Below are 20,410 nucleotides of genomic sequence, written 5' to 3' on the forward strand. Positions count from 1 at the left end.
TATGACGACAATTGCTTCCGCCCAGGACGCTCTGACCCACTGGCACCAGGCGTTGGCCGTTGCCACCGGGGGAAAGATCTTTACCACCCATGGCTGTTCATGGGTGTGGCAGCCGGTGCGCAAGCGCCTGCTGCTGCTCTTCCCCGAACACCCTGAACCGGCGGGCCTGCGTCCGGGATTGGCCGAGGGGCGCCGGCTTGGTGCCCGCCGCGTGGAGGCCTGGCTGAATTCCGGGGCCCCGTCCGAGCACCTGCTCGACGCCGGGTTCACCGACAACGCGCAGGTTTCCTGGCACGCCGGCTACCTGGCAATCCCCCACGAACAATGGAAGGGCAAGATCCGCCTGGGTCCGAACGTACCCGAGGCCAGCGGCGCCGACGCCAAGGAACTGGAGGTAACCAGCCTATGGCGGAACCTGGAAACCGGGCTGAGCTCCGGGCACCCGGCGTTGCGCCGCATCGAACACGCGGTGGCGCGCACCGAGGAGAATGAGATCGTTGGCCGCGGTTTCGTCCAGCAGGGCCTGGAGGGCCAGCTGATGGTGCATTCGCTGGCGGTGGCGCCCAGCCACCAGCGCCAGGGGGTGGGCACCGCGCTGCTGCACGGGCTCTCCCGGTCGATGATCAACCCGCTGAACCCGATGGACGACACCGAACCGGTGGAGCTGCTGGCCGCCGCGACCCCGCGCAGCGCCGAGTTCTTCACCCACAACGGGTTGCGGCTGCTGGGCCGCGGTCGCCACCTGATCATGCGCACCTGGTAACCAGCCAGGATGGCCTGCCGCGGTGCCTGGTGCCCCGCGGCAGGCCGAGACCCGCTAAGCGGAACGGACCTCGTAGACGAGCCGCGCGAATGGGCCGGCCGGTTTCGCCTCCATGAGGCGCAACCGGTCGGCCTTGATGTTTCTGGGCAGCACCGGGGCGCCTGCGGCCAGCGCTGCCGGGGCAATGGTCAACGCGATCCGGTCCAGGGCGCCGGCATCGAAAAATTGTCCGGCCAGCTCCCCGCCGCCAAGCACCCAGATGTCCCCGCCGTTCGCGGCGGCCCGGATCTGCTCCAGGTGCTCCTGCACCGGGCCATTGACCAGCCGCACATCGGCCCCCTCGGGAATTGGTAGCTGACGGCTGGTGAAGACGAAGGTCGGCTTCTGCCCGTAGAGCTGTTGCCAGCGTTCGGGGTTCTCCAGCAGTTCCTCCTGCTCCAGCATCCATAGGTAGGTGCTTGATCCCTCGACGTGGAGTGCCGCATCCGAGGGGAACAGTGAGGGGTCCGGCTCCTGGGCACCAGGCACCTCAAAGAGCCACTGCAGGGAATGATGACGGTCGGCGATATACCCGTTCAGGCTCATGGCCAGGTCGTAAATGATCGATGACATGTTCTCAGCGTAGACAGGCAGAGCGTTGACGGCCAACGGGGCCGAAGGAGCCGGCCGCGCGCCTGGAGGCATTAAATTGGGAGATCTTGAGCGGATTCTACTACTTTCGTAGTGGCTCGCGGCGTACACTTGGCCTACTACATCGCTTGCCGCCAAGGGAGGCGCGTCATGGCCCTGACAATAACATCCAGACCGGCCCTGCCGGAAGTTTCCGGGGTGGAGCACCAGTACGTGGATCTGCCTGACGGCCGAATGCATATCGCAAGCGCCGGGCACGGGCAGCCGGTACTGCTGCTCTCCGGGTTCGGACAGTCCTGGTGGGAATGGCGCGAGGTCATGCCGGCGTTGGCCGCGAACGGGTACCAGGCGATTGCGCCGGATCTGCGGGGAGAAGGCTGGAGTGAGCTGCCCACCAAGTCAATGAACCGCACTCGGCGCGCCGAGGACATCCTGTTCCTGCTAGATCGGCTGGGTCTGGACCCAGTCAGGCTGGTCAGCCACGACCTGGGGGCCATCAGCGCATATCATCTGACGCTGGATCACCCCGAACGCTTCTGCGCCCAGATTCTCTTCTCAGTTCCGCCGCCGCAGATGCGGTTCACCGCCGACCTGCTGCCGGGCATGCGGCATCTGTGGCACCAGGAAGTCCTGGCGATACCGGGCCTGGGGCCAGCCCTGCTACGTGGAAACTACTTGCCGCGATGGCTGTTCTCGCATTTTGCCGCTCAGCCCTTGGCGCCGGAAGTCGTTGAATTCTATGTATCGCTGCTGCGTGATTCAGAATTCTCGCGGGGCGCACTCCCCTGTGCCAGAGAATCGTGTTGCCCGAGCTGGCGCGGATTACCCGCGGGGCATACCGCCAGCAGCGCTTTGCCATGCCAACACTCTTTGTGTTCGGCACCAAAGATGTCGGCTTCCCGCCGCACGTCGTCGACAAGCTCTTCGCGGATCCAAGCACGCTTGGTCGGGACGTACGTGTGGCGGCTGTTCCAAACGCCGGTCACTACGTGGTGGATGAGGCGCCCAACGCGACCATCAAACTCATCATGGACTTCTTCGGAGAATAGGCACCGTGAACCGTTGCCATGTAGGCGGTGTCGAGGCGTGATGGGTAAGAGGTTAGCTGTCCTTGTTGCGCTTTCGCCCCGTTACCGAAAATTGCCAGCTCGAAAAAACAATGGCGATCATCAGTCCGAGCATTGACAATAAGACCATATATAGACCCCACGGATCAGGTATACGCTCGTTCCACGCAAGGACCATGGAAAGTACGAGCGCGATACCCATTACTAATGTCCAGGTTTGATTCTTCTTCATCCCGAACCACGCTACCCCATCACTTCCGCTCACGAGGATTATCAGGTGGCTGCTAGAAATGAACTGCCCTTCAGTTCAATGACTCCGAAGGCCAGACGCGAAGGACATGGCCCGTAGCGGTCTCAGCTCCTACCCCGCCGTAACGATAGCGACGCGCCGCTTGCATTTTGCCACTACCGGCGTCCGACAAAACATGCTCATAGAAGGCTAAAGCTCGCAGTAATTCCAACAACTTTTACGAAATGGACCATAGTGCCCTGCACCGTCTCCTCCCCGCTAAAGATGTTGTACAGGCGATTCCGGATCTCCCGTCAAAAGGAAAGACTTCCGGTCGTTTTCATTCCGGACGCGTCGAATGGTGCCACCATGGTGAGGAGCGATGAGCACATTACCTCAGCCCTTTAAATTATCAAATAAGTACCTGGGTCAAAATACGCCACGGAGCCCATACTTTCCGGTTTCGGCAGCGTGGGCTCCGTGGCGTCGTTGTTGGTGCTTACCAACCGCGCTCGGAGAGGCGGTGCGGTACCGGCACGTCGGCAACGTTGATGCCGACCATGGCCTCGCCCAGACCGCGGGAGATCTTGGCCAGTTCATCCGGGTTGTCGTAGAAGGTGGTGGCCTTCACGATGGCCTCGGCACGCTGGGCCGGGTTGCCGGACTTGAAGATGCCCGAGCCGACGAACACGCCGTCCGCGCCCAGCTGCATCATCATCGCGGCGTCGGCCGGGGTGGCGATGCCACCGGCGGTGAACAGCACGACCGGCAGCTTGCCGGTGGTGGCCACCTCCTTGACCAGGTCGTAGGGGGCCTGCAGCTCCTTGGCGGCCACGTACAGCTCGTCCTCCGGCAGCGCGCGCAGCTTGGCGATCTCGGTGCGGATCTTGCGCATGTGCCCGGTGGCGTTGGAGACATCGCCGGTGCCGGCCTCACCCTTGGAGCGGATCATGGCAGCGCCCTCGTTGATCCGGCGCAGCGCCTCCCCCAGGTTGGTGGCGCCGCAGACGAACGGCACGGTGAAGGGCCACTTGTCGATGTGGTTCTCGTAGTCGGCCGGGGACAGCACCTCGGACTCGTCGATGTAGTCAACGCCCAGGGACTGCAGGATCTGCGCCTCGACGAAGTGGCCGATGCGGGCCTTGGCCATCACCGGGATCGAAACGGTTTCGATGATCCCGTCGATCATGTCCGGGTCGCTCATGCGCGAGACCCCGCCCTGGGCGCGGATGTCGGCCGGAACGCGTTCCAGTGCCATGACGGCCACGGCGCCTGCGTCCTCGGCGATGCGGGCCTGCTCGGGGGTGACTACGTCCATGATGACCCCGCCCTTGAGCATTTCGGCCATGCCGCGCTTCACGCGGTCCGAACCGGTCTGGGCCGACGGGGTCTGATCTGGGTTAGACATTCTGGCGTTTTCCTTTCCAACACTGAACGCACTTCTGAGCTACGCCAGTAATCGTAGGATGACGCGTAACATTTCCCTCCGGTGTTGCGTCACATTCGCCAACCCGTAGATTTATCTCCCGATTCGCCTAGGTGACGTAACAATTCACTCGTGGAAAAAACGCAGGTCAGATTCGCTTTGCCGCCTGGCGCGGGAAAGGGCGCAGAAGCAAGTCCAGATCCCCTTCGCAGGTTCCGCGGGGCGTCGATCGTGCGCCGGGAACACCGCGGGCCCGGAACCGCCAACTGGTGGTTGGTGGCTCCGGGCCCGCGGGTATGCGTTCGCGTGTGAGGCGGTCTGCGCGGCGCGGTGCGTCTAGACCTGGTCCCAGGCGTTGGCGACCTCGCTGCGCACCTCGCCCAGGGTGGCGGAGATGGCCTTGGAGTTGGCGATGATCGGGAAGAAGTTCCCGTCCCCGCCCCAGCGCGGCACCACGTGCTGGTGCAGGTGCGCGCTGATGCCCGCTCCCCCGGCCAGGCCCTGGTTCATGCCCAGGTTGAAGCCCTTGGCGTTGGAGACCTGACGCAGCACCCGCATCGAATGCTGGGCCAGGGCGCCCATTTCCGCGGTCTCCTCGGCGGTGATGTCATCGTAGTTCGGCACGTGGCGGTACGGGCAGATCAGCAGGTGCCCGGGGTTGTACGGGTAGAGGTTCAGCAGCACGAAGCAGCCCTGGCCGCGGTGCACGATCAGGGACTGCTCGTCGCTGCGGGTCGGGGCGGCGCAGAACGGGCAGTCGTCCTTGTCCTGGAACTGGTGCTGCCCGCCCTTGACGTAGGCCATCCGGTAGGGGGTCCACAGCCGCTGGAACGAATCCGGCACCCCGGCCAGCTCGAAATCGTCGGTGACCTTTTCATCGTCCGGATACTGCATCCCGTGGGACCCCTTCCCTCACCCGGCTGGCAGCGCTGCCCGGGCGGCAGGCACGGTGGCCTGCCAGCGCCCGGGCAACGTGGCCCGCACGGGTTGCGTGCGTGTTGAAACGGCGTGCTAGTTGTTGTTCTCGCGGTTGGCGATGGCGTTGACGATGCGGGAGACCGCCTCATCGACGGACACCCCGTTGTCCTGGCTGCCGTCGCGGAAGCGGAAGGAGACCGCCCCGGCCTCGGCGTCCTCGCCGCCGGCGATGAGCACGAACGGGATCTTTTCCTTGGACGCGTTGCGGATCTTCTTCGGGAAGCGGTCCGAGGAGTCATCCAGTTCCACGCGCACGCCATGGGACTTCAGCTTGGCCACGACCTCACCCAGGTAGTCGTTGAACGCCTCGGCGACCGGGATCGCGCGCACCTGCACCGGCGCCAGCCAGGCCGGGAAGGCGCCGGCGTAGTGCTCGGTGAGCACGCCCAGGAAGCGTTCGATGGAGCCGAACTTCGCGGCGTGGATCATCACCGGTTCCTGGCGCGAGCCGTCGGCGGCCTGGTACTCCAGCCCGAAGCGGGCCGGCTGGTTGAAGTCGTACTGCACGGTGCCCATCTGCCAGGTGCGCCCGATGGCGTCCTTGGCCTGGACCGAGATCTTCGGCCCGTAGTAGGCCGCGCCGCCCGGGTCCGGGACCAGCTCGACGCCGGTGGCGGTGGCGACCTTCTCCAGCACGGCGGTCGCCTCGGCCCACTGTTCGTCGGAGCCGATGAACTTGTCGCTGTCATCGCGGGTGGACAGCTCCAGGTAGAAGTCCTCCATCCCGAAATCGCGCAGCAGCGAGAGCATGAAGTTCAGCAGGTGCTCGACCTCGGCCGGGGCCTGCTCCTTGGTGACGTAGGAGTGCGAGTCGTCCTGCGCGAAGCCGCGCACGCGGGTCAGCCCGTGCACCACGCCGGACTTCTCGTAGCGGTAGACGTGCCCGAACTCGAACAAACGCAGCGGCAGTTCGCGGTAGCTGCGTCCGCGGGAGCGGAAGATCAGGTTGTGCATCGGGCAGTTCATCGCCTTCAGGCGGTACTCCTGGCCCTGGCGGGTGATGTTGCCGTCCTCGTCGCGCTCCTCGTCGATCTGCAGCGGCGGGAACATGGTGTCGGCGTAGTACGGCAGGTGCCCGGAGGTGTGGAACAGCCCGTCCTTGGAGATGTGCGGGGTGCCCACGTACTGGAAGCCCTCTTCGATGTGGCGGTCGCGCACGTAGTCTTCCATCTCGCGCTTGATGATCCCGCCCTTGGGGTGGAAGACCGGCAGGCCCGAGCCTAGCTCATCGGGGAAGGAGAACAGGTCCAGTTCGGCGCCCAGCTTGCGGTGGTCGCGGCGCTCGGCCTCGGCCAGGCGCTCCTGGTAGGCCTTCAGGTCCTCCTTGGTGGGCCAGGCGGTGCCGTAGATGCGCTGCAGCTGCTTGTTCTTCTCGCTGCCCAGCCAGTAGGCGGCGGCCGAGCGGGTCAGCGCGAACGCGTTCTTGATCAGCTTGGTGTTCGGCAGGTGCGGGCCGCGGCACAGGTCCTTCCAGAGCGTTTCCCCGCTCTTGCGGTCCACGTTGTCGTAGATGGTGGTTTCCCCGGCGCCGACCTCCACCGAGACCCCTTCGCCGGTGGTGTCATCGGCGTCGGCCTTGGCCAGCAGCTCGCACTTGTAGGGCTCGTCGGCCATTTCGGCCTTGGCCTCCGCGGGGGTGACCACGCGGCGTTCGAAGCGCTGGTTCTGGTTGACGATCTTGAGCATCATCTTTTCCAGCTGCTTCAGGTCCTCGGGGGTGAAGGGCTCCTCCACGTCGAAGTCGAAGTAGAACCCGTCGGTGATGTAGGGCCCGATGCCCAGCTTGGCGTCGGGGCGCAGCTGCTGCACGGCCTGGGCCATCACGTGGGCGGTGGAGTGGCGCAGCACCTCCAGGCCTTCGGGATCGGCGATGGTCACGCGGGTGACGGTGGTGCCTTCGTGCAGTTCGCGGGACAGGTCGCGCAGTTCGCCGTCGACGTGCATGACCACCACGTCTTTTTGGTCGGCGTAGTACTGGGCACCGGTCGTCCCCGCGTCCACCTGTACCTGCTCGCCGTCGATGGTGAGAGTCAGCTGCTCGCTCATGAGATCGGGTTCTACCTTTCGTAACGAAAATGGCTTCATAGCTTGCGGCATACCTTGGCCACAGCCAGCCACGACCCAGTTTAGTTCAGCCGGCCGGCGGCGTCCTGCTCACTTCGGGGTTTGTGGCGAATCGGGGCCCTGATGTGACTTGTTCAACAGTTCATCGGCCGAGAGCAGGGCGGAGAAGTGCCACAGTTCGCGCGTCGGCTCGGGTTGGGCGCTGGGGATCCTGCCGGTCTTCAGATCCTGGCGGAAGGCCGGGATCAGCGCCTCGATGCGGCGCACCAGCTCATCGGCCTCGTCGCGGGTGAGCATCAGGTTGCTGGTGCTCAGCAGCGCCTTGGCCTCGATGTCGCCGTCGGAGGCGTAGTGCTGCTGGGCGTGGGCCAGCGCGGCGGCCAGGCGGCGCTGCTCGTCGTGGGCGATCTGGCCGAGGTAGGCGTTCATGGCGCTGGTGGATCCGGTGCCCGCATGCTCGGCGGGTTCGCCGGTGGTGTAGGCGTCCCCCGCCGGGCGCCAGACCCGGTCGCGTTTGTCGCGGGCCAGCTCCGGGGCCTCGGCGATCATCCCGGCCTTGGCCAGTTCGCGCAGGTGGAAGCTGATCTTGTTGGCGGCCACCCCCAGCGCCTCGGCCAGGTCGGCGGCGCGGGCCGATTCCATGGCGGCCAGCGTGTCGAAGATCTGCCGGCGCAGCGGGTTGGCCATGGCCTTGAGCATCGGGGTGGTCAGGGTGACGTTGCGTGGGGCCTCGCTCATGGCAACAGCATAGCAATCCCCCAAATAATATTGCGCAAATTCTATTGCGCAATATTATTTGCGAGCCTATGGTGGTGTCATGACCTCGACCCCAGCCCCGGCCGCCGGCACCACCGCCGGTGAGCCACTGCCCCCTTCCCCGGACCCCGGCGCGCGGCCCGGGACCGTGCGGGCGCCGGAGAACGCCGCGCCGGCCCTGCCGCCGCTGCGCCGCCAGGGCCCCTACCGCCACTGGTGGGCGGCGGACACCTCCGCCCTGCTGGCCGGATCGGTGTACCAGTTCGTGATCCCGCTGCTGCTGCTGGCCGTGACCGGCTCCCCCGCCCAGGCCGGACTGCTGGCCGCCCTGGGCATGGCCGCCCGGGTGGGGCTGACCCTGTGGGGCGGGTCCCTGGCCGACCGGATGAACCGGGCCACGCTGATCGTGCTCGGCGGGTTGACCGGGGCCGGGCTGACCGCCGCGCTGGGCCTGCTGGCCGCGGGCGAATCACTGGGCGTCGCGGCACTGTGCATCGGGCACATCGTGCTGGAACTGCGCGGCGGGCTCTTTGGCACCGCCACCAACGCGGCGCTGAAGGACGTGGTCCATCCGCTGCAGCTGGGCCGGGCGATGGCCGCGAACCAGGGCCGGGATGCGGCGCTGAGCCTGGGCGGGGCGCCGCTGGGCGGGCTGCTGCTGGGGCTCGGGGCCGGGCCGGCGCTTGGATTCGTCGCCGTGTTCCAGCTGCTCTCGGCCGGCTTCGGGCGGCTGATCGCCCCCAGCGTGAAGGCCGCCGAAGAGCACGCCGCCGCCGATCCGGCCCAGGCGCCCAGCACGCAGGGGGTGCTGGGGGGTCTGCGCTGGTGCTTTGCCCGCCCGCAGTTGCGGATCATGCTCTGGCTGATCGTGGCGGTGAACCTGGGCACGAACGGTTCGGTGACCACCCTGGTCTACGGGTTGCGCGACCGCGGGCAGTCCCCGGTGAGCATCGGGCTGGTCAGCGCCTGCATGGGGGTGGGGCTGCTGCTGGGGTCGGTGTTCGCCACCTGGCTGATCGACCGGGTGCCCACCGGGTGGCTCTCCTGCCTGTCGCTCAGCGCCCTGGGACTGTTCCTGGCGCTCATCTCCGCCCACGCCGGCCTGTGGTGGATCGGCGGGATGCTGGCGGCCGCGTTCGTGGGGGTGCCGGCCCTGAACGCGGCGGTTGGCGGCTACTTCATGGCGATCGCCCCGCGGGACATGGCCGGGCGGGCGAACGCGGTGATGCTGTTCATGGCGCTGCTGGCCATGCCGCTGGGGCCGCTGCTGGCCGGGGCCGGGGTGCAGCTGGCCGGGATGGCGCCCACGATCCGCTTCTTCGCCGCCATCGTGCTGCTGGCCGCCCTTGGCGCCTGGCTCAGCCCGCACATCCGCTCCATCCCCGGGCCCGAGCACTGGCAGCACTCGGGCCAGGACACCGCACCGACCGGCGCCTCGGCGAGCGCGAAGGCCAAGCGTCCTGCATCGGGTGGGCGGCCGGCGAGCGCCGCTGGGCGCGGACGCGGCCTGGATCCCCATGGACAGTGGATCTACCTCTAGATCCCCAGGGGGCGTTCGGCGCTGCGGCGCAGGATAGAAGCCTCATCGGATCGAAAGCGCAGGGAGCCAGCGATGCCCCGGCCTCGGGTTCCCCCCAGGGGAGATGCCGGCACCGGGCCTCACCGGTGGATGTGCGCCACCGGGTTTGGTGCGCCGATCCAGCGGCGCTCCAGCGGGTTCTGGTCGCTAGCCGTCGGCAATGTCGGGACCTGCGGTGCGACCCTTCCCCGGCAGGGGTCAGTGGCTCTTCCGCCCCGGGGTTCGCTTGCCTACTGTGGGGGTATGAACAAGCCTGCCCCGCCAACCATCAGCGCCATTACCCTCGGGGTGCGTGATGTGGGTGTCTCCCTGAAGTTCTACACCGAGGGCCTGGGCTTTGAGCTGGTGCAGCCGGCCCATGAGCAGATCGCGTTCGTGCGGGCCGGGCACGGGCTGATGCTGGCGCTGTGGGATGTGGCGCAAATGCCCAGCGAGTACGGGCAGGTGGGGCATTCGCAGTTGGCTCCCCCGGTGTCGCTGGGTCACAACGTGGGGTCGGACCGGGAGGTGGAGGCGCATTACCGGCGAGCGCTAAAGGCCGGGGCCAGCCCGGTCAATGCCCCGGCGAAGCAGCCCTGGGGTGGGATGAGCGCCTGCGTGGCGGACCCGGACGGGTTCCGCTGGGACTTCGTGCACAACCCGACGTTCGTGGTGGAGGCCGACGGGCGGATCTCCGCGGTGTAATAGCGATTATGCCTGTCTGCTCATCTGGGTGGTTTCACCGGTCACCACAGGTACTCAAATAAGAAGAGCACGCGACTAGGAAGTCTAAACTCGCCCCCTAGAGATCCCAAGGCATCCGATCCCCCTATCGGCGGAAAGTATTGTGCGTCGACTTAACTTGTCGAATCCAGAATTCCTCCTTCGAGTCTCCCTTACGCAGTAGGCCCTTCTGCTTAGCGAGGTTGTAGAAGCCCATTCCGGCGTTGTTTTCATTTAGATAGACGACGAGTGAAGAGATCATTAAGTTTGGGTGATCCTCCTGGTCTAGGTCCACAATACGACCCAAGAGATATCCCATAGCTGCTCGTTCCATCTCTTGACTAAAGTCGAAACCATGTAGTCCTGTACGTCGTTGTAGGACGGCATTCATTTCCGTATAGCTCGTGGTTTTGCCTTGTCGCGCTACTGCTTTAAGAAACTCATAGCCAGATGCAATGAGTTCATCCCATTCTTCGACACTGCGACCGTACATTGACTCTCCTTTGTTCAGACGCTATAGGCTTAGAACTCACTTAATCACAGGCCACGCTGAAACACAGCGGTTCTTCCGATTGGTAACGGCAGCTTTGTCTCTCGCTATGCTCTAGCAGGCAACTGTCATCTCAAAGATAATCTCGCGGGCCCTACAAAGTTGCTCAATCTAGTTATCAGGGTTTGAAATAGTGCCATGTGCGTACCACGAGTGGTCGTGCGAAAGAGCGCCGATGCTCTTCTTCGCGCGGCGCCCTGCTGCAGTTCCCTATGTCCCAGAATGGGCGCTTGGTTGCATACGCAAATCAACTTCGCTGGTCATGGTTAGCGTTTCCATGAGCAGCTGGCTCCTCTAGTGTCGTAGAGTCACACGTGGCTCCGGGGCCAGCCCGGTCAATGCCCCGGCGAAGCAGCCCTGGGGTGGGATGAGCGCCTGTGTGGCGGACCCGGATGGGTTCCGCTGGGACTTCGTGCACAACCCGACGTTCGTGGTGGAGGCCGGCGGGCGGATCTCCGCGGTCTGAGCGGCAGCTGGCCTATGCTGGGGGTTTAGCCCCGTGTGCCCACTCCCTGCCCGGGGCCTCCCGTGGGGGCGGGAGCACGGCTTTGCAGGAAGGACCCATGCCCTCCCACGTCTACTTCGACTTCTTTGGCACCCTGGTCGACTATGACCCCTCCATCCACCCGGCCGGGTACAACGCGCCGTTCGAGTTCGCGCGGCGGGCCGGGGCCGGGGTCAACGCCCGGGACTGTGACCGGCTGTGGGACCGGGCCTGGGCGGAGCTGGACGGGCAGGCCCAGCGCAGCGAACGCGAATGCTCAATGCAGCAGATCGCCACCCGCTACTGGCAGCTGCTCGGCACCCCGGGGATTGCCGAGGGTGAGATCTCCCGCCTGGTCGAGGAGTACCTGCAGGCCTGGAGCGCGCGGATCGTCCCGGCGCCCGCGGTGGGCGAGTGCCTGGCGCAGCTGAGCACCGCAGGGCATCACCTGGCGGTGGTCAGCAACACCCACCACCGCCCGCTGGTGCCCCGCCTGCTGGCCCGGTTCGGGCTGGATGAGCACATCAGCGACGTGTTCACCTCCATCGAGCTGGGCTGGCGCAAGCCCAATGCGCGGATTTTCCAGGCGGCGCTGGACCGGCATGGCATCACCCCGGCCGAGGCGGCGTTCGTCGGGGACAACTGGGTGGCGGACATCGAAGGTCCCCGCAGACTGGGGATGGCCGCGTTCTATGTGGGCCCGGCCACGGCCCGGCGTCCGGCCATCACCCTGGCGCAGCTGCCCAGGCTGCTGCGCCACAGCTAGGCGCCCGGTCCCCTTCGGGGGGATCGCCGGGCGGTTCCTCCCCTAGGCTCCGCGCTGGTCCAGCCCCTCGGCCTGCATGCGCCGGGCCAGCTGCCCCACGGTTTCGGTGACCGGTTCGGCCGGTCGCATCCCGCGGGCGCGGGGCCGCTGCGGGTCCTGCAGGTAGCCGGCCGGAGGCCAGGTGTCCGGCTGGTGCAGGTCCCAGGCGTTCAGGGCCTGCACGGAGATGCCGCGCGGGCCGGTGCGCCGGGTGGTGCCGTGGATCAGCAGCATCCGGGTGTTGAACAGCAGCGGGCCGGTGCGCTGCTGCACGTCGTCGAAGAAGGTCGCGTCGATGCAGCCGGTGCCGTCGTCCACCGAGATGAACACCACCCGCTTGCTCCCGCGCATCGGCGGGGTCTGGGTGGCCACGCGCACCCCGGCGACCAGCACCTCCGACCCGTTGCGCAGCTCCAGCAGCTCCACCGCCCGGGTCATCGGCAGGTGGGCCAGGGCCTGGTTGTAGGAGTCGATGAGGTGTTCGCTCACGTCCAGGTGCATCAGGTCCAGTTCGGTGCGCACCTTCTGGCTGGGGCTCAGCTCGGTGCCGGTGGCGCGGATCGGCTCCAGCTCCCCCAGCGGCAGGGCCAGCTGCCCGGGGCCGGGACGGTACTTGGCCGGCAGGGTGCTGTGCGCCATGGACTGGGTGTGGGCGATGGTGTCGGCCCGGGTGGTGCCAGCCAGCAGGGAGTCGAACACCCCCAGCGCGGCCAGGTTCTGGTAGGTGCGCCGGGAAAGCCCGGCCCGGTGGCGCACATCGGCCAGCGACTCGTAGGGCTGGCCGGCGACCAGGCGCTGCACCTCGCGTTCGCTCATCTGGTGGATGTCGCGGAAGGCCAGGCGCACCCCGTACTGTCCGGGGCGCACCGTGCCGGCGGCGCGCGGAACCACCGGGGCGGTGCGCGCACCCCCGTCGTAGATGCGTTCGACCCGGTAGTGCCCGGTGGAGCGGTTCACGTCCAGCGGCAGGATCGGGATGTTCATCCGCCGGGCCTCGGAGACCAGCAGCCGCTTGGGGTACATGCCCGGGTCGTGTTCCCAGATGCCGGCCAGGAACGCCTCGGGGTGATGCGCCTTCAGCCAGGCCGAATGGTAGGTGGGCACCGCGAACGCGGCCCCGTGCGCCTTGCAGAAGCCGAAGGAGCCGAACCCGGCCAGCACCGCCCACACCTCGTCGATGGTCTGCTGGCCGTAGCCGCGCTGGGTGGCCGCGGTGCGGAAGAAGCGTTCGACCTCCGGTTCGCGCTGCGGGTTGCCCAGGTGGCGGCGGTAGACGTCGGCCATCCCCAGGTCGCAGCCGGTCATCACGTTCAGGATGCGCAGCACCTGTTCGTGGAAGACGGTCACCCCGTGGGTTTCGGCCAGCGCCGGCACCAGGTCCGGGTGCAGGTACTGGGCCGGGGCGAAGCCGTGGCGGTGCTCCAGGTAGGGCTTGACCATGTTCGACTGCATCGGCCCGGGCCGGAAGAGCGAGATGTCGATGATCAGGTCGTTGAATTCGCGCGGGGCCAGCTTGCCGATCAGTTCGCGCTGGCCCGGGGATTCGATCTGGAAGCAGCCCAGGGTGTGGGTGGAGCGGATCAGCTCGAAGGTGATCTCATCATCCAGGGGCACCTTGGTGAAGTCGATGTGCCCGTCCTGCTGGATGTACTCCTCGTTCCGGTGCCCGCCGGCGCGGGCCACGGCCTGCCGGTTGGGGTGCAGGCGCTTGATCTCCTCCAGGGTGTAGGCGATCGCCGACTGCATGCGCACCCCGAGCACGTCGAGCTTGATCAGCCCCATCAAATCCATGTCGTGCTTGTCGAACTGGCTCATCGGCAGCCCGATGCCCGAGGGCTGCACGGCGGTGCGTTCCAGCAGCGTGGCATCGGAGAGGATCACCCCGCACGGGTGCATGGAAATGTGCCGTGGCAGCCTGTCCAGCCGTTCGGTGACGTCCACCAGCTGGTCCAGCTGCCGGTTGCCGCTGATTCGCCCGGCCAGGGCCGCCAGTTCGGGTTTCTCGGCCAGCGCCTCGCGGAAGGAGGAGGCGGAAAAGCGCCACAGCTGCTTGGCGATCTCATCGACCTGCTCCTGCTCAATGCCCAGCGCCGCCCCGGCATCACGCACCGCACCGCGGGCGCGGTAGGCGTTTTGCATGCTCATCAGGCTCACCCGTTCGGCGCCGAAGGTGTCAAAGATCTTGTGGTAGATCTCGTGGCGGCGCGCGGATTCCACGTCGATGTCGATATCGGGCAGGGTGGTGCGGGTATCGGAGAGGAAGCGCTCAAAGACCAGGTCGTGCTGCAGCGGGTTGACGTGGCTGATGCCCAGCAGGAAGTTCACCAGCGAGGAGGCCCCGGAGCCGCGGGCCGAGACCCGCACCCCCATGTCGGTGATCAGCCGCACGGTCTCGGCGACGGTCAGGAAGTAGCCGGCGAACCCCAGCCGGGAGATCACCCCCAGCTCCAATTCCAGCCGGGACTCGATGACCCCTTGATCGGTGTGCGGCAGCATCCGGGGCACCGCGGCGTGCACCCGCTGGCGCAGCTGGTGCTGGGCGTCCCCGGTGATCCCGATGATCCGGTGCTCGGGGATCACCGGCCGCTTCCATCCCAGGTCCTGGCCGGGATCCAGGGCGGCCCAGGCGGCCACCTGCTCGGTGGCGTGCAGCAGCCGGGAAGCCCAGCCGCGCTCGGTGGCCCGGGCGATGTCCCCGGCCAGGCGGTGCATCTCCTGCGGGGTTTTCAGCCAGCCCTGCCCGGTGGGCTGCAGGTCATCAAGCGCATCCAGGCTGTGCAGCACCCGGGCCGAATCCAGGATGTCGGCGGTGACCGCCCCGTCCGGGCCGGCATAGCGCACGGCATTGCTCAGCACCGGGGTGATGCCCAGCTCCCCGGCCAGGCGCACCAGCTTGCTGGCATGGCCCAGGCAGTAGCGCTGCCCCTCGGCCGACAGGTGGGTGGTGACCTCCACGCGCAGCAGCCTGCCGGCCAGTTTCCGCCACTGGGCCAGCAGCTGGCGGGCGGCGGTGTAGTTGCGGGCCTCGATGGCCTTGCCCACCTCGGATTCGGCGCCCAGCAGCACCATCAGGTTGCCGCCGGCCAGGTGCTCGCGCAGCTGGGTGCGGTTCAGTCCCACGCTCTTGCGGTGGGTGTGGGCGGCGCTGACCGCCCGGCACAGGGCCGCGTACCCGGCGCCCCGGCTGTTGCCCCGCGCCAGCAGCAGGATGCGTCCACTGGCGCGTCCCTGCCGGTCAAGAACCGCCAGGTTGACCCCCAGGATCGGCCTCAGCCCGTGCTCCAGGCAGGCGCCCACGTGCTTCACCGCGCCATAGAGCCCGTCCCGGTCGCACAACCCCAGCGCCCAGGCGCCATCGGCCTTGGCCTGGGCGGCCAGCAGCGCCGGGGTGTCGACCCCGTAGTGGGCGCTGTAGGCCGAGACGACGTTCAGGTGGGTGAAACTCATGGGCGGGCATTCCTTCAAAACTTTCCAGACCCCTATTAGAACAAAGTTTCGAACAGTTGGCACACGCCCTACTCAGCCGCCCCTCCCGAAGGCGCCACGACCCCTAAGCGCTCAGCGGCAGCTCCTGGTGCACCCGGATCAATCGCCAGCGCGCCGATTGCGGGTCAAAGCTGACATCGATGGTCCGCCCCTGGCTGCGGGAGGAGCCCAGTGCGATCTGCAGCCGCCAAATCTCGTAGTCAACCACCCCGGCGCCGGTGCCGCGCGGAACGCGCATACCCTCGTCCCACCACTTGCGGCGCTCGAACCAGCGATGCGGTTCGGCCACCAGGCGATACTCATGCCCCTTCCAGCGCACCCGCAACGGCACCCCGGCCGGAGTGCACGCAACCTCGATCGCCTCGGTGAACATGCCCACGGTTGACTCCTAACTGCTGCTCCATCAATTGTATTCGAACACGTGTTCGATCAGTAGCGACAGTAGTCAGCGCCCCGGACAGTTTGGGTCGGCCGCCCATGCTCACACAAAAAGCCGGCCTGCGCCCATCCAAAGGCTCAGGCCGGCTTCATGCCCCTCAACGATTAATCCACGGGGTTGCCCAGTTCGCTCAATGGCGTCTTGTAGGTTTCCCGCGCCCAGATCGCGCCGATGGCCGCGACGATGGACGAACCAGCCACAATCCATGCCGCGGGGCCATAGTTGGAGGGAACCTGACCAACCAGCGCGGTGGCGAGCATTGGAGTAAATCCCGCGCAGAGGATGCCAACCTGCAGACCAATTGCCACTCCCGAGTAGCGCACCTTGACGTTGAACAACTCGGAGAACCAGGCCGGGTAGACGGCATTGGACACTGCGTAGCTACCAGCGGTGATCGCGATACTGGTCACAAAGATCAACGCAATATTGGCGGTGGAAATCGACCAGAAGTACACCCAGATCAACAGCCCCGAAGCCATAATGCCGGCAATGAAGATCGGCCGACGACCAAAGCGATCCGAAAGATACGCACTAAAGGGCTGGGAGAAGATGGCAATGATATTTCCCGCGATGCTTACCACCAGCATGGTGGCCGCGGGAATACCAACACTCACCGCATAGGCCAGACCGAAAGCCTGCATCAAAGTATTGGTCACACACTGGAAGGACATCAGGGAGATCTGCACGAACTGCGCCGGGTGGGTCTTAAGCATGACCAGGAAGGGAGCCTTTTCCTTCTCTTTCCCTGAGGCCTGAGCCTTGACTTCATCCTCAAAGACTTCCGGCTCCTCCAAGGAGCGGCGCACGAGCATCGCCACGACCATGACAACCACCGACAGCAAGAAGGGGATACGCCAGCCCCATGCAAAGCGGGCCGCCTCATCCATGGCAGCCACCGGGATGAACACCAAGGAAGCCAGCACGATCCCCGCAGAAATGCCGCTCATCGCGAACGAAGGGAAAAATCCGCGCCGTCCCACCGGAGATTCCTCCATGGTCAGCGTCGACGACCCAGCAGTTTCGGCACCCGCCGACAGTCCCTGCAGGAGGCGAAGAAGCACCAGCAACCCCGGCGCGATATAACCCACCTGACCGAATGTAGGCAGTAGACCAATGCTGAAGGTCGCCCCGCCCATCAGCATCAAGGTCAGCACCAAGGTGTTTTTGCGCCCCAGGCGATCCCCGAGATGACCGAAGACCACAGCACCAAAGGGCCGAGCGACATAGGCCACGCCAAAGGTGGCAAATGAAGCCATCAGTGACACAGTCGCGTTTCCCTCGGGGAAGAAGATATGCGAGAAAACCAGCGATGCGGCCGTGGCATAGATAAAGAAGTCGTAGTACTCCAGCATGCCTCCCAAGAATGCCGCCAGCGCAGCTTTCTTGGCACGCTTCAGGCGGTAACTCTCATCTAGCCGCGCGCCCTGCGGGACCTTGGTGAGGTTAGGGATATCGGTCGCCATTTGAACCCTCCGTGATGCGAAAATCAATTTGTGCGCATTGCGTACAGTAGTACGTATTGCGCACGGTTAAAGCATAAGCGATGTGAGCCGCGACACCAATAGTTTTTAGCGGGTCATATTTTCTGTAACCAACTACTCACGGAAATGGCCCGCTAACCCCCACGTCAGTGAGGGTTAGCGGACAAAGGAGAGACGCGAAAAGCGTGATAACAGTTTGGAAACATGACCAACGCTGGTAGAAAGTGGCATTCTTCTTCGGCAGCTACCTTCGTCCTGGTCGTTACAAATTCGTTCTACTCGGCGTTACCCGCCGGCAACGGCAGTTCACCCAATTCGTCTTCGTATTCCGTGACCTCAGCTGCATCGCGAGCGGCAACATAACCAAACGTCAGTGCCGGGCCGAGATTGATGCCTCCGGCAGGATAGTGTCCACCCATGACGCTCACCTGGTCATTGCCTACCGCATAAAGCCCCTGGATCACCGCGCCATCCTCTGAAAGCACACGTGCTCGGGCGTCCACGTCAATTCCGGCAAAGGTTCCGAAAGACCCCGGAACCACCTTCACTGCATAGAAGGGGCCCTTTTCAAGTGGAGCCAAAGAGGGATTGGGGGTTACAGCTGCATCGCCGCCGTACCGGTTAAAAGATGTCTCACCGCGTCCAAATTCTGGGTCCAGACCCTCGCGGGCGTTCGCGTTGAACTCAGCTACGGTTCGCTCTAGGTTTGTTGCATCAATTCCACACTTTTCGGCCAGCTCCGAGAGGGTTCTTCCCTTCACGAGGTAACCCGTGCGCAAGTATGGAGTTAGCGGTACCGGAAGAGGTTTGGCCATCCCCAAGGGGTAGCGGCGCACATAACGGGCATCGGCAATCTGCCAGGAAGCAACTTCCGCACCTTCCGGTGTCGCCTTAATCATGGCATCAACATAGTCGTAGTATCCGTTGGCTTCATTGACGAATCGTCTGCCGTTGGCCAGAACACCGATGCTGCCGGGCTTAGCTCGGTCCATAATGTGCGGGAAAGTGCCGGTGGTGCCGTTGGGGTAGCGCACCAACGAGACTGGACACCAGGCGGCGGGAGAAGCCACGGCAGTATTAAACTTCGCTCCTACGGCTAAGGCCATGTCCAGTCCCGAACCATTACATTCCGGCGGGGTCAGGGTCCAGTGTTCCGTGCCGTGCGGAGTCTTGGGAAACAACTCAGCCCGGCGAGCAATATTCTGCGGGAAACCGCCCGTGGCCAGGATAACTCCACGGCGAGCGCTGACCTCATACTCACCGTTTGTTCCTTTTAGCCTTGCTCCCGTCACTCGTCCGTCGTCGTCGGTCAGCAGTTCTTCAGCAGCGGTGTCCACTTGGATCTGAACTCCCAGGTTATCGGCGGATGCCAACAGGCGGGCCGTCAATGCGGTGCCGTTGACTAGTTGCATGTTGCGCCGGTGGATCGCCAGGTCGAAAAGGTGAGTTGTGAAGCGCTTGGCAGCATGTAGCAACCCCGGGATTGAGCCTTGAGATGCGGCTAGGAACTTCCCTAGATCGTCCCCCGCCATGATCCCCATGCCAAGGAAACTGGTGGCATACAGTTGATGGCGCATCTTCGCCCGCAGTTCTGGACGAACCTTGCGTGCATCAAAGGGGGCTGGTCCCACTGAACGGTGGCCTGTCCCTGCTCCGGGCGTATCACCGTAAATATCATTGATCTTCTTACCGGGGGTGAACTGCAGCGAAGTGTGTTCCTGGAAGAAACCGACCATGTGCGGTACTGCTTCCAGGAAGGCTTCGACTCTTTCGGAATCGTAATTATCCCCCAGACGCCCGCGCAGATAACTACGGAACAACTCACGGTCTTCGTCCACTCCGTCGGCCTTCGCTAAGGGGTTACCCGGCGTCCAAGCCCAGCCTCCCGAAAAGGAGGTCGCACCACCGCAGACTGTAGCTTTCTCCACAACTAACACTTTTAGCCCGTGGTAGGCGGCAGTCACTGCCGCTGCCATCCCACCCGCACCAGAGCCAATAACCAACACATCAACTTGTTGCTCAGGACTGGTAGGGATAGAGGAAACGTTGTTCATCGTGTTGCGTTCCATTTCGTGCTTGGTTCCGTTTCTTACTAATCGTTGCCCGGTACATGTATCCAGCTGACGGGAGCTAATGCCCGTATTCGTCAGAGTCCAGACGCGGCCCGGCACCGGTATCCAGGGAATCGATTCCCCGCAGTTCTGTTTGACTGAGCGCAAAGTCGAAAACGTTCAGGTTCTCTCGTTGACGGGTCTCATTGGCGGATTTGGGGAGGGCAATGCGTCCGGAGTCTAGGTGCCATCGCAGCACAATTTGTGCCGGGGTCTTTCCGTGCCGGGCAGCAGGTATGGTAATTGCCGGATGCTCCAAGAAACTTCCGCCCCGGCCCAGCGGGCTGTACGCCGCGGTGAGAAGGTTCAGTTCGTCATGATGGGCCAGCAATCCAGCCTGCAAGTGATGCGGATCGACCTGCACCTGGTTCAGTACGGGACGAAGACCGGCCCCATAAACAGCCTGCAAGTGACTAGCCTTAAAGTTCGATACTCCCCATGCGCGTAGCTGCCCGCTATCCACCAGCTCCTGCAGTTCTTGACAAGCCTCGACGTAGTGCCCGAGATCAGGATTGGGCCAATGCACCAGAAACAAATCGAGGTAATCCAACCGGAGGCGGCCCAGTGCGTGCTCGTATGCCTGCCTTACTCCGGCGCGCGAGTGGTTAGCACGGTTGAATTTGCTCGTCACCCACAGTTCATCGCGAGGGAGCCCGGCATCGGCAATTCCCTGTCCGACGGCTTCTTCATTCTCGTAGTTCCGCGCTGTATCTACGTGCCGGTACCCATTACTCAGTGCCCTGCTCACCGTTTCGCTAGCGGTCTTACCAGTCAGTGGCCAAGTGCCCAGGCCAATGGCTGGAACGTGCAGATCGTTGGCAAGTCTCACAGTAGTTTGCATATCGTTACTAGGCACCATT

16 protein-coding genes are annotated in these 20,410 nt (G+C 64.7%); 5 read left to right on the plus strand and 11 right to left on the minus strand.

The genetic code is table 11. The features are described 5' to 3' along the window. Position 1: 1 nt before the first annotated feature. On the plus strand, positions 2-763 hold the full coding sequence (locus tag FDN03_RS03595; RefSeq protein WP_138174142.1) for a GNAT family N-acetyltransferase: 762 nt from the start codon (positions 2-4) through the stop codon (positions 761-763). 54 nt (positions 764-817) lie between these two features. Here the strand turns inward: FDN03_RS03595 and FDN03_RS03600 are convergent, their stop codons facing one another. Beyond that, positions 818-1,375, minus strand: coding sequence for a dihydrofolate reductase family protein (locus tag FDN03_RS03600; protein WP_138174144.1), 558 nt, complete (start codon positions 1,373-1,375; stop codon positions 818-820). 818 nt (positions 1,376-2,193) lie between these two features. Here FDN03_RS03600 and FDN03_RS16725 point away from each other — a divergent pair. Further along, positions 2,194-2,442, plus strand: a complete 249-nt coding sequence (locus FDN03_RS16725) for an alpha/beta hydrolase (protein WP_249354259.1) — start codon at positions 2,194-2,196, stop codon at positions 2,440-2,442. Between the two features lie 746 nt (positions 2,443-3,188). Here the strand turns inward: FDN03_RS16725 and pdxS are convergent. The 4 genes from pdxS to FDN03_RS03625 form a co-directional block, all read right to left on the minus strand. Beyond that, positions 3,189-4,097 (minus strand): pyridoxal 5'-phosphate synthase lyase subunit PdxS, encoded by a 909-nt coding sequence (gene pdxS, locus FDN03_RS03610; protein ID WP_138174148.1) that lies wholly within the window; start codon positions 4,095-4,097, stop codon positions 3,189-3,191. 354 nt (positions 4,098-4,451) lie between these two features. Then, positions 4,452-5,009: an HIT domain-containing protein gene (locus tag FDN03_RS03615; protein ID WP_138174150.1), complete on the minus strand. Its 558-nt coding sequence runs from the start codon at positions 5,007-5,009 to the stop codon at positions 4,452-4,454. Between the two features lie 117 nt (positions 5,010-5,126). Then, complete coding sequence (gene thrS, locus FDN03_RS03620) at positions 5,127-7,139, minus strand: threonine--tRNA ligase (RefSeq protein ID WP_138174152.1); 2,013 nt, start codon at positions 7,137-7,139, stop codon at positions 5,127-5,129. 108 nt (positions 7,140-7,247) lie between these two features. After that, complete coding sequence (locus FDN03_RS03625; protein ID WP_138174154.1) at positions 7,248-7,895, minus strand: helix-turn-helix domain-containing protein; 648 nt, start codon at positions 7,893-7,895, stop codon at positions 7,248-7,250. 79 nt (positions 7,896-7,974) lie between these two features. Here FDN03_RS03625 and FDN03_RS03630 point away from each other — a divergent pair, with 79 nt between their 5' ends. Both FDN03_RS03630 and FDN03_RS03635 read left to right on the plus strand, forming a co-directional pair. Further along, a complete protein-coding gene (locus FDN03_RS03630; protein ID WP_138174156.1) occupies positions 7,975-9,453 on the plus strand; it encodes an MFS transporter in 1,479 nt (492 codons plus the stop codon). A gap of 282 nt (positions 9,454-9,735) precedes the next feature. Then, on the plus strand, positions 9,736-10,176 hold the full coding sequence (locus tag FDN03_RS03635; protein ID WP_138174158.1) for a VOC family protein: 441 nt from the start codon (positions 9,736-9,738) through the stop codon (positions 10,174-10,176). 124 nt (positions 10,177-10,300) lie between these two features. Here the strand turns inward: FDN03_RS03635 and FDN03_RS03640 are convergent, their stop codons facing one another. After that, positions 10,301-10,687, minus strand: coding sequence for a hypothetical protein (locus tag FDN03_RS03640; RefSeq protein WP_138174160.1), 387 nt, complete (start codon positions 10,685-10,687; stop codon positions 10,301-10,303). Positions 10,688-11,307: 620 nt separating this feature from the next. On the opposite strand from FDN03_RS03640, the gene FDN03_RS03650 reads away from it, so the two are divergent. Continuing rightward, the gene (locus FDN03_RS03650) at positions 11,308-11,994 is read left to right on the plus strand and encodes an HAD family hydrolase (protein ID WP_138174162.1); all 687 of its coding nucleotides are present in this window, start codon (positions 11,308-11,310) and stop codon (positions 11,992-11,994) included. Between the two features lie 42 nt (positions 11,995-12,036). Here FDN03_RS03650 and dnaE read toward each other — a convergent pair whose 3' ends face one another. The 5 genes from dnaE to FDN03_RS03675 form a co-directional block, all read right to left on the minus strand. Further along, positions 12,037-15,480, minus strand: a complete 3,444-nt coding sequence (gene dnaE, locus FDN03_RS03655; RefSeq protein WP_138174164.1) for a DNA polymerase III subunit alpha — start codon at positions 15,478-15,480, stop codon at positions 12,037-12,039. A gap of 103 nt (positions 15,481-15,583) precedes the next feature. Beyond that, positions 15,584-15,892 carry a DUF6504 family protein gene (locus tag FDN03_RS03660; protein ID WP_246049871.1) on the minus strand — a complete coding sequence of 103 codons (309 nt, stop codon included), beginning with the start codon at positions 15,890-15,892 and terminating at the stop codon, positions 15,584-15,586. Positions 15,893-16,062: 170 nt separating this feature from the next. Continuing rightward, on the minus strand, positions 16,063-17,421 hold the full coding sequence (locus tag FDN03_RS03665) for an MFS transporter (RefSeq protein WP_138174166.1): 1,359 nt from the start codon (positions 17,419-17,421) through the stop codon (positions 16,063-16,065). Between the two features lie 293 nt (positions 17,422-17,714). Next, positions 17,715-19,508 (minus strand): FAD-dependent oxidoreductase, encoded by a 1,794-nt coding sequence (locus FDN03_RS03670; RefSeq protein ID WP_249354261.1) that lies wholly within the window; start codon positions 19,506-19,508, stop codon positions 17,715-17,717. A 61-nt stretch (positions 19,509-19,569) separates the two neighbouring features. Further along, on the minus strand, positions 19,570-20,379 hold the full coding sequence (locus FDN03_RS03675; RefSeq protein ID WP_249354263.1) for an aldo/keto reductase: 810 nt from the start codon (positions 20,377-20,379) through the stop codon (positions 19,570-19,572). Positions 20,380-20,410 lie beyond the last annotated feature (31 nt).

Origin of the sequence: Glutamicibacter sp. V16R2B1, assembly GCF_005774635.1 — a bacterium.
GTDB classification, from domain to species: Bacteria; Actinomycetota; Actinomycetes; order Actinomycetales; family Micrococcaceae; genus Glutamicibacter; species Glutamicibacter creatinolyticus.

Bases quoted from the DNA above. Each gene is read 5' to 3' on its own strand.
- pdxS (WP_138174148.1), bottom strand. From the start codon at position 4,097: ATGTCTAACCCAGATCAGACCCCGTCGGCCCAGACCGGTTCGGACCGC.
- FDN03_RS03665 (WP_138174166.1), bottom strand. From the start codon at position 17,421: ATGGCGACCGATATCCCTAACCTCACCAAGGTCCCGCAGGGCGCGCGG.
- FDN03_RS03670 (WP_249354261.1), bottom strand. From the start codon at position 19,508: ATGGAACGCAACACGATGAACAACGTTTCCTCTATCCCTACCAGTCCT.
- dnaE (WP_138174164.1), bottom strand. From the start codon at position 15,480: ATGAGTTTCACCCACCTGAACGTCGTCTCGGCCTACAGCGCCCACTAC.
- FDN03_RS03635 (WP_138174158.1), top strand. From the start codon at position 9,736: ATGAACAAGCCTGCCCCGCCAACCATCAGCGCCATTACCCTCGGGGTG.
- FDN03_RS03650 (WP_138174162.1), top strand. From the start codon at position 11,308: ATGCCCTCCCACGTCTACTTCGACTTCTTTGGCACCCTGGTCGACTAT.
- thrS (WP_138174152.1), bottom strand. From the start codon at position 7,139: ATGAGCGAGCAGCTGACTCTCACCATCGACGGCGAGCAGGTACAGGTG.
- FDN03_RS03630 (WP_138174156.1), top strand. From the start codon at position 7,975: ATGACCTCGACCCCAGCCCCGGCCGCCGGCACCACCGCCGGTGAGCCA.
- FDN03_RS03625 (WP_138174154.1), bottom strand. From the start codon at position 7,895: ATGAGCGAGGCCCCACGCAACGTCACCCTGACCACCCCGATGCTCAAG.
- FDN03_RS03595 (WP_138174142.1), top strand. From the start codon at position 2: ATGACGACAATTGCTTCCGCCCAGGACGCTCTGACCCACTGGCACCAG.
- FDN03_RS03615 (WP_138174150.1), bottom strand. From the start codon at position 5,009: ATGCAGTATCCGGACGATGAAAAGGTCACCGACGATTTCGAGCTGGCC.
- FDN03_RS03660 (WP_246049871.1), bottom strand. From the start codon at position 15,892: ATGTTCACCGAGGCGATCGAGGTTGCGTGCACTCCGGCCGGGGTGCCG.
- FDN03_RS03640 (WP_138174160.1), bottom strand. From the start codon at position 10,687: ATGTACGGTCGCAGTGTCGAAGAATGGGATGAACTCATTGCATCTGGC.
- FDN03_RS03600 (WP_138174144.1), bottom strand. From the start codon at position 1,375: ATGTCATCGATCATTTACGACCTGGCCATGAGCCTGAACGGGTATATC.